The sequence below is a fragment of the Streptomyces sp. NBC_01571 genome (assembly GCF_026339875.1).
Lineage (GTDB): Bacteria > Actinomycetota > Actinomycetes > Streptomycetales > Streptomycetaceae > Streptomyces.
The window spans coordinates 374,064-388,102 of record NZ_JAPEPZ010000001.1 but is presented as its reverse complement, the minus strand read 5'-3'; the positions used below and the strand labels follow the sequence as shown (position 1 = coordinate 388,102).

The window sequence follows — 14,039 nt, the reverse complement described above, 5'->3', positions numbered from 1 at the left end:
CGGGCCGCGTCTCGCCGTCGACTCCCCTCGGCGGGTGCTCATTGCCCTGTTCATCGGCCTGGAAGCTGCGCACGCAGCTCCTCCATCACTGAGGCGCGGGTGCGGTCGGTGAAACTTGTGGCGTCCTGACAGTAGACGGACTCACAGTGCTCTGCAATATTGCGATGAAAGAGCGCAAGAAGCTGCGTACCGCCGCCTGCGTGGAGATCACGCATCTCTGTGCGGGCAGTTCCCGCCGTTCTGTCGTACCGCGCCACCGTGCCACCGCTCTGCCCAGGAACGAGCCGACCTCGCCGCCCCCTCCGGCGCGCGAACCTCCGCAGGGAGTGACCCCGCATGACTCGACACAAGCCCAGATCCTGGAGACGGCGCGCAGCAACCGCTGTGCTCGCCTCCTCCGTCATGGTGCTAGGCATGCCCGCCATCGGTGCCCACGCGGCGGGCGGCCCCAACGCCGCCGCGGACGCCGCGACCAAGGCCGGCAGCGCCCTCGGCGCACACACGGCCGCCAGCGTCACCGACGGTGACGCCGACACCTATTGGCAAGCCGGGAAGAAGTCGGCCCAGTGGGTGCAGACGGACCTCGGCCGGACCAAGCGCGTCCGCCAGGTCGTGCTGCGTCTGCCCGAGGCCTGGCAGACCCGCAAACAGACGCTTGCGCTTCAAGGCAGCGCCGACGGAAAGAGCTTCGCCACGCTCAAGTCGTCGGCGCAGTACGTCTTCAGCCCCGGCAACGGCAACACGGTGAAGGTCTCCTTCCCCGCGACCCTCGCGCGTTACGTACGAGCGGACTTCAGCAAGAACTCGGTCGCCTCCACCGCTCAGCTCGCCGAGATGCAGGTCCTCACGACCGCCGCCTCGACCCCCAACCTCGCCCAGGGCAAGCCCTTCAGCGAGAGTGGGCACGCCGACGTCTACGGCGCGGGCAACGCCGGTGACGGCAACCGGGCCACCTACTGGGAGAGCACGAACAACGCCTTCCCGCAGTGGCTCCAGGTCGACCTCGGGTCCTCGGTCAAGGTGAACCAGGTGGCCCTGCGGCTGCCCAGCGGATGGCCGAGCCGCAGTCAGACGCTCAAGGTCCAGGGTTCCACCGACAACCAGAACTTCACGGACCTGACGGCCTCGAAGGCGTACACCTTCGACAGCGGCGACGACCAGTCGGCGACCATCAGCTTCGACACCACCACGACCCGGTACGTGCGCGTGCTGATCACGGCCAACACCGGCTGGCCGGCAGGGCAGTTGTCCGAACTCGAGGTCTACGGGCCGGCGACCGGCGACATCCAGGCGCCCACGGCGCCGTCGAACCTGAGCTACACCGAGCCGGCCACCGGGCAGATCAAGCTGGCCTGGGGCGCCGCGAGCGATGACACGGATGTCACCGGCTACGACATCTACGCCAACGGCCAGTTGCGGGCGAGCGTCGCCGGGAACGTCCTGACGTACACCGACAATCAGCCGGCCGGCAGCGACATCACGTACTTCGTGCGGGCCAAGGACGCCGCGGGCAACGTCTCCTCCAACAGCAACAGCGTCACCCGCAAGGGATCGGGCGGCGACACCCAGGCCCCCACCGCGCCCGGCAACCTCGCCTACACGCAGTCCGGCAGCGACGTGAAGCTCACCTGGCAGGCGTCGAGCGACAACGTCAAGGTCACCGGCTACGACGTCTACGCCAATGACCAGCTGGTCAAGTCCGTCGCGGGTGACGTCCTGACGTACACCGACACCCCGTCGGCGGCGGCCACGGTCACCTATTACGTGAAGGCGAAGGACGCCGCCGGGAACGTGTCGGTGGCGAGCAACAGCGTCACCAGGCCCGGCTCGGGCGGGGGCTCCAACCTGGCCGAGGGCAAGCCGATCGAGGCTTCCTCGTACACCTTCACGTACGTCGCCACCAACGCCAACGACGGTCTGACGAGCACCTATTGGGAGAGCGGGGGTGGCGCCTATCCGGCCACCCTCACCACCAAGCTGGGCGCCAACGCCGACCTCAGCCAGGTCGTCGTCAAGCTCAGTCCGGACGCGGCCTGGTCGACGCGCACGCAGAACATCCAGGTGCTCGGCCGCGACCAGGACGCGACGGCCTTCACCAGCCTCGCGGCCGCGAAGGACTACACGTTCTCGCCGACGAGCGGCAACACGGTGACCATCCCGGTCTCCGGCTCCGCCGCCGACATCCAGCTCAAGTTCACCTCCAACACCGGCGCTCCGGGCGCGCAGGTCGCCGAGTTCCAGGTCATCGGCACCCCCGCCGCCAACCCGGACCTCAAGGTCACCGGCATCACGAACACGCCCTCGGCTCCCGTCGAGTCCGACGCCGTCAGCCTCACCGCGACCGTGACCAACAGCGGCACCAAGGCGGCCAAGGCCACCGACCTGAACTTCACCCTGGGGGGAACGAAGGTCGCCACGGCGGACGTCCCCGCCCTCGCCGCGGGTGAGACGAAGACGGTCACCGCGAGCATCGGCGCCCGGGACGCGGGCAGTTACCCGGTCGGCGCCGAGGTGGACCCGTCGAACAAGGTCATCGAGCAGAACGACGCGAACAACGTCTTCACCCGCTCGGACGCCCTCGTCGTCAAGCCCGTCTCCAGCTCCGACCTGGTCGCGGCGCCGGTTTCCTGGACTCCGTCCAGCGCCTCGGCGGGTGACGACGTCAAGTTCACCGTCGCGATCAAGAACCAGGGCACGACGGACTCGGCCTCCGGTTCCCACGGCGTCACCTTGACGATTCAGGATTCCAAGGGCGCGACCGTCAAGACGCTCAGCGGCTCCTACAGCGGCGTCATCGCCTCGGGCCAGACGACCGCTCCGGTGAGCCTCGGTTCGTGGACGGGCGCCAACGGCAAGTACACCGTCAAGACGGTCATCGCCGACGACGCCAACGAACTTCCGGTCAAGCGCGCCAACAACACCACCACCCAGCCCCTGTTCATCGGCCGCGGCGCGGACATGCCGTACGACATGTACGAGGCCGAGGACGGCACGGTCGGAGGCGGCGCCAAGGTCGTCGGCCCGAACCGGACCATCGGCGACGCGGCCGGCGAGGCGAGCGGCCGCAAGGCGGTGACCCTCACCGGGACCGGCCAGTACGTCGAGTGGACCACGCGCGCGGCGACCAACAGCCTGGTGACCCGATTCTCGATCCCGGACGGCACCGACACGACACTCGACGTCTACGTGGACGGCCAGTTCCTGAAGGCGATCGACCTCACGTCGAAGTACGCCTGGCTCTACGGCAACGAGACCGCGCCCGGCAACTCGCCCGGCTCCGGTGCTCCGCGCCACATCTACGACGAGGCGAACCTGCTGCTCGGCAAGACCGTGCCGGCCGGTTCCAGGATCCGGCTCCAGAAGGACGCCGCCAACTCCTCCTCCTACTACGACATCGACTTCATCAACACCGAGCAGGCGACGGCCGCCGCGAACCCGGACCCGGCCGCCTACACGGTCCCGGCCGGCTTCGCGCACCAGGACGTGCAGAACGCGCTCGACAAGGTCCGTATGGACACCACGGGCAAGCTCGTCGGCGTCTACCTGCCCGCCGGTGACTACGAGACCTCCAGCAAGTTCCAGGTCTACGGCAAGGCGGTCCAGGTCGTCGGTGCCGGACCGTGGTTCACCCGCTTCCACGCCCCCTCCTCGCAGGAGAACACGGACATCGGCTTCCGGGCCGAGGCGAGCGCCAAGGGCTCGACGTTCGCCGGCTTCTCCTACTTCGGCAACTACACGTCCCGGATCGACGGCCCGGGCAAGGTGTTCGACTTCTCCAACGTCTCCGACATCACCATCGACAACATCTGGGTCGAGCACATGGTGTGTCTCTACTGGGGCGCCAACACCGACAACATGACCATCAAGAACTCCCGTATCCGTGACACGTTCGCCGACGGCATCAACATGACGAACGGTTCCACGGACAACCACGTCGTCAACAACGACGCCCGGGCCACGGGCGACGACAGCTTCGCGCTGTTCTCGGCGATCGACGCCGGCGGCGCCGACGAGAAGAACAACCTCTACGAGAACCTGACGTCGACGCTCACCTGGAGAGCGGCCGGTATCGCCGTCTACGGCGGCTACGCCAACACCTTCCGCAACATCCGTGTCGCCGACACCCTGGTCTACTCCGGCATCACGATCTCCTCGCTGGACTTCGGCTACCCGATGAACGGTTTCGGGACCGACCCCACGACGATCGAGAACGTCTCCCTGGACAGGACGGGCGGCCACTTCTGGGGCTCGCAGGTCTTCCCCGCCATCTGGGCGTTCTCCGCCTCCAAGGTCTTCCAGGGGATACGGGTCAACGACGTCGACATCGACGACTCCACGTATGGAGGCGTGATGTTCCAGACCAACTACGTCGGTGGCCAACCGCAGTTCCCGGTGAAGGACACGATCTTCACCGACATCTCCATCACCAACTCCAAGAAGAGCGGGGACGCCTTCGACGCCAAGTCCGGATTCGGCATCTGGGCCAACGAGCTGCCGGAGCCGGGTCAGGGTCCCGCCGTCGGTGAAGCCACCTTCCGCAACCTGCGGATGAGCGGCAACGCGCAGGACGTCCGCAACACGACCAGCACGTTCAAGATCAACATCGAGTGAGTTCCGAACAGTGACGAACGGTACGGGGCCTCCCTCCGCGAGGGCGGTCCCGTACTGTCGCGTCCGAGGAGGAGGAACTCGCCGGACGGTACCGCCGGAGCTGTCGGCAGGTGCCGCTGGTGCTGTTCTGCCTCAGGAGCCGGGAGATCACAGCGCCGTTCGAGCAGCTGTTCTCCATGGTCGAGGGGCTACGCAGCTCTGCGTATGGCGCCGGGCGTCGGCGGCCCGCCACCCTGAGATCCGGCACGCCACGGAACGTCCATGGGCGTCATTCACGGGGAGTCCTTCATGCACCACGTCCGCCCTCGTCCTGTCCGCCTCGCCGCCCTCCGCGTCGCCACGCTGCTGCTCGCGCTCGGCCCACTGGTCGCCTGTCAGGACGACGACGGCGGCTCGACAGCACCGGCCACGGTCTCCCCGACGTCCCACGGCAAGCCGAGCCCCACCGCCGCGAAGGGCATCGTTCCCGACCTCACCGGACTGACCGTCGCCGACGCACGCAACCGACTCGCCGAGCTGGACTACGGCATGGCCTTCACCGACGACTCCGAGATCGGTGACGACTCCCTCGAGGTGACCGCCCAGTCCCCGGCCCCCCACTCCACACTGAAGCCGGGTGCGACCGTGACCATCACCGTCCCCGGCGACTGACCTTCCGCTTCGCTCGGCGAAAGGTGCCCGCCGTCATCCCGGGCCGATCCGCCCGTGCCCCTTCCGCGGAGGACCAGGAGACGCCTGGATCCCCTGGAGGAGGTCACCGGAGCCGAAACGGAAGCCGAAGACTGGCGCGGCTCCGGTATCCGCGCGTGCCGCTGCTGGACGGGCTGATCACAAGTGGATGTCCGTGATCTGCGCCGAGTCCGCGTCGACCCAGCCGTTGGGGCCCAGCCGGACGCAGACGGCTCCGACCAGACCCAGCGGGACGACCAGGCCGCCGGTCGCGCTGCACTCCGCCGCGGTGACGGGGCTCCGGGTGGCGGCGTGGGCCGTTCCCCCGAGCCCGAGCGTCAGCGCCAGAGCCGCGAAGGTGGTTGCCGTGGCGGCTGAGGCCACGAGTCGAGATCGCATGTCTCTGTCCTCCTCTGCGGCGGTCCGCCCACCGCAAAGGGAGGCTAACTAGGCGTAACTAGGCGGTGTCTGACAAATGATCTTCCAGCTGGCTCACGAAGCCGTGTGGTCCGTAGCCTGAAGAGCCAGAAGGCCGCCCACTGCGGCGACACGAACTATCCGGGCGGCTCGGCACCCTGAACCGGGCCAGTTGGCTCCCCGGTTCTGGGAACCGGGCCTCGGCTGCTGGCAGGATGACCGAATGGACAACGACACCGCCCCCGCCCGGGGCGACCAGGATCGCTGTTTTGCGACCCGTCCGTCGGCGGTGAGTGAGGCGCTGAAGCAACTCGCCATGGCTTCTCCTTCCGACACCGCAGAATTCGAGCAGGCGCTGTCCGGCCTGGCGAAGGTGTGCGCGGAGGCACCAGCTGAGGCCCTTGAACTACTCGTGGCGGCTACGGCGGCACCGGAAGCGATGTTGCGGCGCGCGGGGATCGAGGGCCTCGGCATCTTCGGCCCCGACGCCGTGGCTCACGCGCCGATCATCGTCGCCGCACTCTCCGATCCGGATCCCGATGTGCGGGCTGCAGCACCCTCTTCCCTCAAAACCGTGCTCAGGCGGAATGAGCCCGAAGAAAAACTCCGCGCCGCCGTTCGCCGGGCAGTTGAGCAGTCAAGCAGTGCTGGCCGCCCGACGGGCAGCCGGGACATGTCCTAAGTGATCACGTGGCTGGATCGCGGAGCCAGAGGATCAGAGAGGCCAGGACGAGTCCGGAGCGGTAGCGGTCGGCGAGTTTGTCGAAGCGTGCGGCGATCGCACGGAACTGCTTGAGGCGGGCGAAGCACCGTTCGACTACGTTGCGGCCGCGGTAGATTTCCTTGTCGAAGGCGGGCGGGCGGCCACCGAGGCGCCCTCGGCGGCGGCGGTTGGCCGCTTGGTCGCGGCGCTCGGGGATCGTTCCAGCGATGCCCCTGCGCCGCAGCAGGTGGTGGATAGCACTGCTGGAGTAGGCCTTGTCGCCCAGCACGCGTTCCGGAGTCGTGCGAGGGCGGCCCGTGCCGGAGCGCGGGATGCGGATCGCGTCGAGGACATCGGCGAACGCGGTGGCGTCGTTGACATTGCCCGGGGTGAGCACGATCGACAGCGGCAGACCCCGACCGTCGACGGCGAGGTGGACCTTGGTGGTCAGCCCTCCTCGGGACCGGCCGAGGGCCTGGCGCGTCTGCGAGCGGCCCGGATCTTCCAGTTCGTCCTCGTCTGCGGCCCCTTTTTGCGGGCGCCGGCGGCGTGCTGGTGGGCCCGGTTGACCGTGGAGTCGACGGCGATGGTCCACTCCACCCGGCCCACCACGTCGTCGCGGACCTGGACGTGTTCCAGCAGCCTCGCCGGTCACCCGGCAGCCGCGCAGACAGAAGCAGCCCAAGCCCGCGCGAGCCGCCCGTGACCAGTGCGGAGAGTCCGTCGAGCTTCGATGGTCGACTGCACCAGGACGCCCAGGTCGCGACAGGCCGGATCGCCGGGGAGGGCTTGCGCGATCTGCAGAAGGTCTTGCGGGGTGAGGAACCGGGTCACGCGGCGTGACCGTGCTGCTGGCTCTCGTACAGGTCGCGGCTGCTCATGGGCGCAGGGTCGGGCCAGGTGGTCGTGCCGGTGTCGGCTGCTGCGCGGGTGTCCTGGGTTAGGTGCCTTTGCAGCCCTCCTGGCCTGACCGCCGCCCGAAGGCACACCACCCACCCCGCCGCCCTGTCGGCGACGACGTGCCTCAGCTGCCCCGGCTGCGGCAGGGCACGCCACGGCCGAGGGCGGACGCGGTCTCCACCTGGTCAACAAGCAGGCCAAGCGCTGGAGTGCGACCCGGCTGAACACAGGAAAGGCGGTCTGGTTCGAGGTCGCCATTCCGTGAGATCCGCTTGCCACAAAAGCTGGAGAAGGCTGCTGTCGGGACTCGCGCCGATGCCGGGATTCCGCCTGCCGGGACTCAGCTCCTCGCTGGTGTCGGCGCAGCGCGGCGGAAAGGCTCCAGGGGGCTTCAGCCGGACGATCATCCCCATGGGCTTCATGTGAAGGTCCGGGGAGGGTGCACCGCGGAACGCGGGACCTGCCCGCCCCGCGTGGTCGCGCTCGGCCTGGTGGGGCACGGCGCCGTTTCGCGGCTCAGCGCCCCCGGCCACCACGCGCGGCGGCCGATGTCGCGGACGAGCGCGGGCACCAGCAGGGAGCGCACCACCACGGTGTCGAGCAGGACGCCGAACGCGACGATGAAGGCGATCTGCACCAGGAAGGCCAGCGGGATGACGCCGAGGGCCGCGAAGGTCGCGGCGAGGACGACGCCCGCCGAGGTGATCACCCCGCCGGTGGCGACGAGTCCGCGCAGCACCCCTTGGCGCACTCCGTGGCGCAGTGACTCCTCACGGACCCGGGACATCAGGAAGATGTTGTAGTCGACACCGAGAGCGACGAGGAAGACGAAGCCGTACAGCGGCACGGACGCGTCGGTGCCGGTGAAGCCGAAGACGTGCCGGAACACGAGCGACGAAATACCGAGCGTGGCGGCGAAGTTGAGCGCCACCGTGGCCACCAGCAGCAGCGGCATCAGCAATGAGCGCAGCAGGCCCGCCAGGATGACCAGGATGATGGCGAGGACCACAGGGACGATGAGGGTGCGGTCGCGTTCGGCGGTCTGCCGGGTGTCGTACTGCTGGGCCGTGTAACCGCCCACGAGCGCGCTGGCGTCCGGCACGGCGTGGACGGCGTCGCGCAGCCGGGCGACAGTGTCCTTGGCCGTGTCGCTGTCGGCGGCGGCCCTCAGGGTGACGTCGATGCGTACCCGGCCGTCGACGATCTTGGGGTCTTCCCCGCCGGGCCGTCCGGACTCCGTCACCGCGGCGGCCGAGGCGACGCCGTCCGTGGTGCGCGCCGCGGTGGTCACCTGGGTGACGCGGTCGGCGTCGGCGATGATCACGGCGGGGTTCCCGGAGCCGCCGGGGAAGTGCTTCGAGAGGGTCTGCTGGGCGGCGACGGAGGGGGCGTCGTTGACGAAGATCTCGTCGAGGGGGACGCCCTTCGCGGTGAGGGTGGGTGCGAAGGCCGCGCAGGCGAGGAGGCCGGCGAGGGCGATCGCCCAGACCTTGCGGGGTGCGCGGTCCACCAGGTCCGCGACCCGGCGCCAGACTCCGCTGCCGGCCCCGGCGTCCCCGGTCGGGCTGGGACGGGCCGGCCAGTAGGCGGCACGGCCGAGGAGGACCAGGACGGCCGGCAGGAAGGTGAGCGTGCTCAGTACGGCGCAGACGACGCCGATGGCGCCGACCGGTCCGAGCGCCCGGTTGTTCGTCAGGTCGCTGAGCAGCAGGGCGAGCAGACCGAGGGCGACGGTCCCGGCGCTCGCGACGATTGCGCCCCACGACTGCCGCAGCGCCGCCCGGACGGCGGTGAACCGGTCGTCGTGCAGGGCGAGTTCCTCACGGAAGCGGGCGGTGAACAGGAGGGCGTAGTCGGTGGCCGCGCCGATCACGAGGATGGAGAGGATGCCCTGCACCTGGCCGTCCACCCGGACGACGTCGTGGTCGGCGAGGACATAGACAACGGCGCAGGCCAGGCCGAGCGCGAAAACCGCGCCGAGGATGATGACGAAGGGCAGCAGCACGCTGCGGTACACGAGCAGCAGGATGACCAGGACGGTCGCGAGGGCCACGCCGAGCAACAGGCCGTCGATGCCGGCGAAGGCGTCGGAGAGGTCGGCCTGGCTGGCGGCGGGTCCGGCGATGCGTGCCGTCGTTGCAGGGACGCGGTCGGCGGCTGTCCGGACGCGGTCGAGGGTGTCGGGCAGCTTGTCGCCGAGATCGGGCCGGAGCTGGACGACGCCCTCGAGTGCCTTGCCGTCGCCCGACGGCAGAGCGGGAGAGGCCTGGCCGACGACGCCGGGTGTACCGGCGAGGGAGGCCAGGGCGCGGGTCGCCGCTGTCCGGCGCGCCCCCTGCACCGAGTTCTCGCCGTCCACGGTCCACACGACGATCGCGGGCAGGGTCTCGTCCTGCTGGAAGGTGTGCTGCTCGGAGACCACCTTGGTGGACTCGGCGCTGCGCGGCAGGAAGGCGGCCTGGTCGTTGGTGGCGACCTCACCGAGCCTGCCGGCGTAGGGGCCGAGGGTCCCCCCGATGCCGAGCCAGGCGACGAGCAGGACGACGGGGATCAGCCACAGGGCCCGTCGTGGGGTGATGGACATCGCTCTCCAGGTGTCACGGCGGCATGGCATTTGACGCACAGGTGTCCAGGTACCTCAATGGCGAACAATCTCAATCATTGAGTTATCCCGCGGTCGGATCGTAGACCACGGGGATGTTTCCGGGGACGGTGCCCGTCCGGATGCGGCGGACGTCCGGCGGTTCCCGCGTCGGCGTGACCGGCCGACAGGCCTCAGCGCCCGGGGGACCGCACCCCGGCCAGCTGTTCGTTCATGGCCGTCAGGAAACGCAGGACCACCGACAGTTCGTCCTCGCTGAAGCCTGACCGGACACTCGCGGTGACCTCGGCGAGCGGCCGGAAGTGGGCGCGGGCCGCCGACTTGGCGTCGGGCACCCAGTGCAGGTGGACCACTCTGCGGTCGGGGCTCTCCCTGACGCGCCGGATGTGGCCCGCGCGTTCGAGCCGGTCCAGGCAGGCCGTGACGGCACCCGAGGTGAGCCCGAGGTGTTCCCTGAGCCTGCCAGGGGTGAGCGGCTCGGGAGCATCGAGGATCGCGGCGAGTGCCTGGACGTCCGTGGCGTGCAGTCCGTGTTCGGCGGCGAAGCCGTGCACCACCCGGTTGACCTCGCCGTTCATCCGGCGGAGCTGCACGGCGAAGGCCTGGAGGCCCGTCGGCGCGGTGCGCTCGCGCTCCGGTCCCCCACCGGGGTCCTGCTCACCCGCCCGGTCGTCGGGGTTATCTGCTCTGGCCACGCGGTCAGCCTATAGAAGTCGGCGGTGCGTGCCTCGTACGGCCTGTCGGTAGGTTCGGATATCTGGGCGTGCGGAATAGGGCCAGCGGGACAGCCGAGGTTCAGCTCGATTGGATCGCGTGCCATGGGAGCGCTGAGCGACCCAGGGTCCGAGATTCCTTGGAGGCTGGGTAGCGTCACCCTGGTGAATCTCAATCTCTTCAACGATGTGCCTGATGGCCTGACTCAACGAGCCCGATCGTTCGTCCGCGCTCACGGCGTCAAGGTCGACATCCGGCCCATCGAGGAGCACAGGGAGTGGTGGCTTGGCCGAGACGTCCCGGCGGCGGTCATCGACCGGATGGCGGCCTATGAAAAGCGGTGGGGTGGCCTGGTCCTGCCACCTTCACCGCAGTACGACGGCGGACCCAGATACCTCGAAGCGGACTCACCCGAAGGCTCATCCTCCGACGGCTGGTGGTTCGAGGCCGGGATGCAGCGGACCGCGGTCCCTTACTCGTTCGTGATCGGGCCGTCCGGTGAGTTCGGTATTCACTCAGGCCGGTGGGCGCCCCTCCACGCCACCGTCGAAGGCTGGGTGGAGTCGCTCGCACTGACCCACCACGCGTCCGGGTGCGCACAGCAGATCGTCAAGGTCACCGGTGACGATGTCGACGGCATCGTTCTGGACGGGTACGAGCCAGTGCGCGAAGTGATGGGCCTGTCCGACACATGGTGGCGCGGAGCCGACTCGCTGGTGGCGGTCTACGCAGGGGAGGCCGAGGCTCTCTCCTTTCCGCGGGGCCGCACTGCGTTCATCTACTCCGGCCTGGATGAGTGGGGCCTGCGAGGAGGCGTCAGGGACAGCGACAGCTGAGGACCACAGAGCGTTCACGGGCCGCTTATTTCGAGCAATGCTCAACGCCACCGGGACCGAGCTCTTGGCGTGCAGCGGCCTCAACCGCGAGGCACCTTCAAAGGCGGGCAGTCAGAAGCTCCAGCTGTAGAGGCCGCCACCCGTGTTCACCGCAGACACCGCGAGCCGGGCAACTCCCTGCAGGACCGCCAATAGATCATCTTCGGTCATGTCGTCTCCGTCCTCGGACCACAGCCGCGCGGTCCAGCGGCCTGCTAGCTCTTCAAGTTCGGCGGAGCTCGCGTTGGCCAGCGCTCGGGTCAGTCGCTTCGGCAGAGCGAACACCTCAACGCCATCGTTCAACGGGGCGGTGACCCACTCCGGCCAGGGCCGCCACGCATAGAGCTGCTCAAGCGGCGGGGCCTCGGCCGAAGGCTCCTCGAAGTACATGTCCCACTCGGCGATGGCGCTGTCCGGCTCAATAGAACGGCAGGTCTCTGACTCAAAGGCCCCACCAGGTCCCCGCAGGCGCGTCGCAGCGGCGGTCTCGTCGTCGAGGGCGAGGAAGAAAACTATGTCGTGGGCCATCTGAGCATGATGGCAGCCCGCCGAGCCGGGGCGGGTGACAAATATCGTGGCCAAGCGACCGCTATCTCTACCAGTCACACCCGCTCGTCGGTGTGGAATAGCGCTTCAGGCGCTGTCAGTGGACCAGGGCAGACTGATCGCATGACCGCATCTCGCAACGTCGCTCGTCACGCCCGTGCCGATCTCGCTTGGGTGCAGTCGATGGGTGGCCCATTGATCGTCATCCCGGTCTCTGCGCTGGACCATTGGGGCGGATGCACGGAAGACGGCGTGATCGTCGGCGGCACCGACGTTCCCGATGACTACGACCGTGCCTGTGACGTGGAGGGCTGGGCTGGGATCATCGCGGTCGGCACCGAGGGATCCGGGCTGGTGCTGGCCGACGAGCCCGCCACGACCTGCTACCTCCCTGAGCAGAACGTCTTCCTACGGTGGCTTGCCGCCGACTCTGATGCCGAGCTGCTTGAAGCTGCCAAGGCCGTCATGGAGGACTCCGCAACCGACTGGGAAGACTGTGGGGTCTGGGAGACCGATGGGGCAGCGGTTCTCCTGGACTCCGCTGTAGCCGGAGCTGACCTGGCCGTGGAGTGCCCGGATCAGGGAGGCTTGCCGGAACAGGCCCAAGTTTCCGTGCCGGCGGGACGCTGGAGCGTTCGTGCATTTCACAAGACGGGCGACTTTCCATGGGTGGGGATCGTCCAGCTCCTTCCTGCGTAATCGGTCTCAGCTGTCTGATCGGCGAGCCACTTCGGCTGCGTACGCGGACCTGACGGCCCCGGCGGCCCAGCGTTCGGCAGCTGTGGGGCTGATGCCGAGCAGACGCTGAAGGACTGCTGGCGGCATCTGTGTGCAGAGATCAAGCAAGGCCGCGCATCGTCCGGCTGGGTCCGGACCCTCTTTGCCCTTGCTCTCCGGGCAGTGCCGTCTGCGGGTTCGCAGCCATGCCGAGGAGCGCCATGTCAGTGAGCCGACTTCAGGTCACGCGTCCCGCAGCGCGGGGACAGGGAGTTCGCCCGAACCCCGGACGATCAGCCGGGTGGGAACGGTGATGGTGCGGGCTCGACTGCGGTCCCCGTCCAGGCGGGTCAGCGCGGTGGTCGCTGCTGTTCTGCCGAGTTCTTCCGCGTCCTGGGCGACGACCGTAAGAGCCGGCTCGAGTGCCTCGGCGAGCGGCACCTCGTCGAAGGCGACGAAGGCGACGTCCTTGCGCTCGTTGCGGGCCAGTTCGGCGACGATGCCCAGCGCCATGATGTTGTTGCCGGCGAACAGGGCCGTGGGCGGATTGGCCAGGCCGAGGAGCTGGGAGGTCGCGGCCCCGGCCCCTTGCTGGTCGTGGGCATTGGCGACCAGCGAGCGGTCGTAGGGGATGTCGGCTTCCTGCAGCGCCGAGCGGTAGCCGACCAGACGTTCGCGGCGGGTGTACAGCTTCATGGGCAGGTCGCCGACGAAGCCGATGCGCCGGTGTCCGTGGGTGATGAGGTGGGCGACGCCGTCGTGGGCTCCTGCCCGGTTGGAGCTGACGATGCTGTCCGTGGTCAGGCCCACTCCGGGGCGGTCAAGGAAGATCACAGGCAGTCCCGCCGTACGGTGGGACTTGAGGTGCGAGTGGTCGGCGCCGACGGAAGGGACGACGATCAGGATGCTGACGCGGCGGGCGAGGAATTTGTCCGTCAGGGCGCGTTCGCGCTCTGGGTCGTCGGCGGAGGAGCCCATGAGCAGGGTCAGGCCGCGCTCGCGGACGGTGTCTTCGATGGCGCGTGCCACCGCTCCGAAGAAGGGGTTGGCGAGGTCGGGGATGACCAGGCCGATGGTGGTGTCCGGGCCGCCGACGCGGATGTTGCGGGCCATGAGGTTCGGCTGGAAGCCGAGCTTGGCCACTGCGGACAGCACCTGTTCCCTGGTCTGCGCGGAGGCGGGTCCGTCCTCGTTGAGGACTCGGGAGACCGTCTTGGCGCTGACTCCTACTTCGCGGGCGACGTCGGCCAGGGTGGGGCGGCGGTTGGTTGCCATGGAGGGAACC

The 14,039-nt window shown here is 68.8% G+C and carries 10 protein-coding genes and 2 pseudogenes; 6 read left to right on the top strand and 6 right to left on the bottom strand.

Translation table 11 applies throughout. From position 1 onward, the window contains the following. Positions 1 to 336: 336 nt before the first annotated feature. Complete coding sequence (locus tag OHB41_RS01855) at positions 337 to 4,611, top strand: discoidin domain-containing protein (protein WP_266696176.1); 4,275 nt, start codon at positions 337 to 339, stop codon at positions 4,609 to 4,611. Positions 4,612 to 4,872: 261 nt separating this feature from the next. After that, entirely contained in the window at positions 4,873 to 5,262 is a 390-nt protein-coding gene (locus tag OHB41_RS01850; RefSeq protein ID WP_266696175.1) for a PASTA domain-containing protein, read from the top strand. 177 nt (positions 5,263 to 5,439) lie between these two features. Here OHB41_RS01850 and OHB41_RS01845 read toward each other — a convergent pair whose 3' ends face one another. Beyond that, entirely contained in the window at positions 5,440 to 5,679 is a 240-nt protein-coding gene (locus OHB41_RS01845) for a hypothetical protein (protein ID WP_266696174.1), read from the bottom strand. A 241-nt stretch (positions 5,680 to 5,920) separates the two neighbouring features. Here OHB41_RS01845 and OHB41_RS01840 point away from each other — a divergent pair, with 241 nt between their 5' ends. Continuing rightward, positions 5,921 to 6,379, top strand: a complete 459-nt coding sequence (locus tag OHB41_RS01840; protein WP_266696173.1) for a hypothetical protein — start codon at positions 5,921 to 5,923, stop codon at positions 6,377 to 6,379. Positions 6,380 to 6,383: 4 nt separating this feature from the next. On the opposite strand, the pseudogene OHB41_RS01835 reads toward OHB41_RS01840, so the two are convergent. Further along, positions 6,384 to 7,048: pseudogene (locus OHB41_RS01835) on the bottom strand (IS5 family transposase); the annotation flags it as partial. 350 nt (positions 7,049 to 7,398) lie between these two features. Between OHB41_RS01835 and OHB41_RS52530 the strand changes: the two are divergent. Continuing rightward, positions 7,399 to 7,565: pseudogene (locus OHB41_RS52530) on the top strand (ATP-binding protein); the annotation flags it as partial. 153 nt (positions 7,566 to 7,718) lie between these two features. Here the strand turns inward: OHB41_RS52530 and OHB41_RS01830 are convergent. Together OHB41_RS01830 and OHB41_RS01825 are read right to left on the bottom strand one after the other, a co-directional pair. Next, positions 7,719 to 9,884, bottom strand: coding sequence for an MMPL family transporter (locus OHB41_RS01830; RefSeq protein WP_266696172.1), 2,166 nt, complete (start codon positions 9,882 to 9,884; stop codon positions 7,719 to 7,721). Between the two features lie 191 nt (positions 9,885 to 10,075). Beyond that, positions 10,076 to 10,597, bottom strand: coding sequence for a MarR family winged helix-turn-helix transcriptional regulator (locus OHB41_RS01825; RefSeq protein ID WP_266696171.1), 522 nt, complete (start codon positions 10,595 to 10,597; stop codon positions 10,076 to 10,078). Positions 10,598 to 10,720: 123 nt separating this feature from the next. Here OHB41_RS01825 and OHB41_RS01820 point away from each other — a divergent pair, with 123 nt between their 5' ends. Continuing rightward, positions 10,721 to 11,452 carry a hypothetical protein gene (locus OHB41_RS01820; protein ID WP_266696170.1) on the top strand — a complete coding sequence of 244 codons (732 nt, stop codon included), beginning with the start codon at positions 10,721 to 10,723 and terminating at the stop codon, positions 11,450 to 11,452. A 111-nt stretch (positions 11,453 to 11,563) separates the two neighbouring features. Here OHB41_RS01820 and OHB41_RS01815 read toward each other — a convergent pair whose 3' ends face one another. Continuing rightward, positions 11,564 to 12,019, bottom strand: a complete 456-nt coding sequence (locus OHB41_RS01815) for a hypothetical protein (RefSeq protein ID WP_266696169.1) — start codon at positions 12,017 to 12,019, stop codon at positions 11,564 to 11,566. 141 nt (positions 12,020 to 12,160) lie between these two features. Between OHB41_RS01815 and OHB41_RS01810 the strand changes: the two genes are divergently transcribed. Next, entirely contained in the window at positions 12,161 to 12,736 is a 576-nt protein-coding gene (locus tag OHB41_RS01810) for an Imm21 family immunity protein (protein ID WP_266696168.1), read from the top strand. 261 nt (positions 12,737 to 12,997) lie between these two features. On the opposite strand, the gene OHB41_RS01805 is transcribed toward OHB41_RS01810, so the two are convergent. Continuing rightward, complete coding sequence (locus OHB41_RS01805) at positions 12,998 to 14,029, bottom strand: LacI family DNA-binding transcriptional regulator (RefSeq protein ID WP_266696167.1); 1,032 nt, start codon at positions 14,027 to 14,029, stop codon at positions 12,998 to 13,000. Positions 14,030 to 14,039 lie beyond the last annotated feature (10 nt).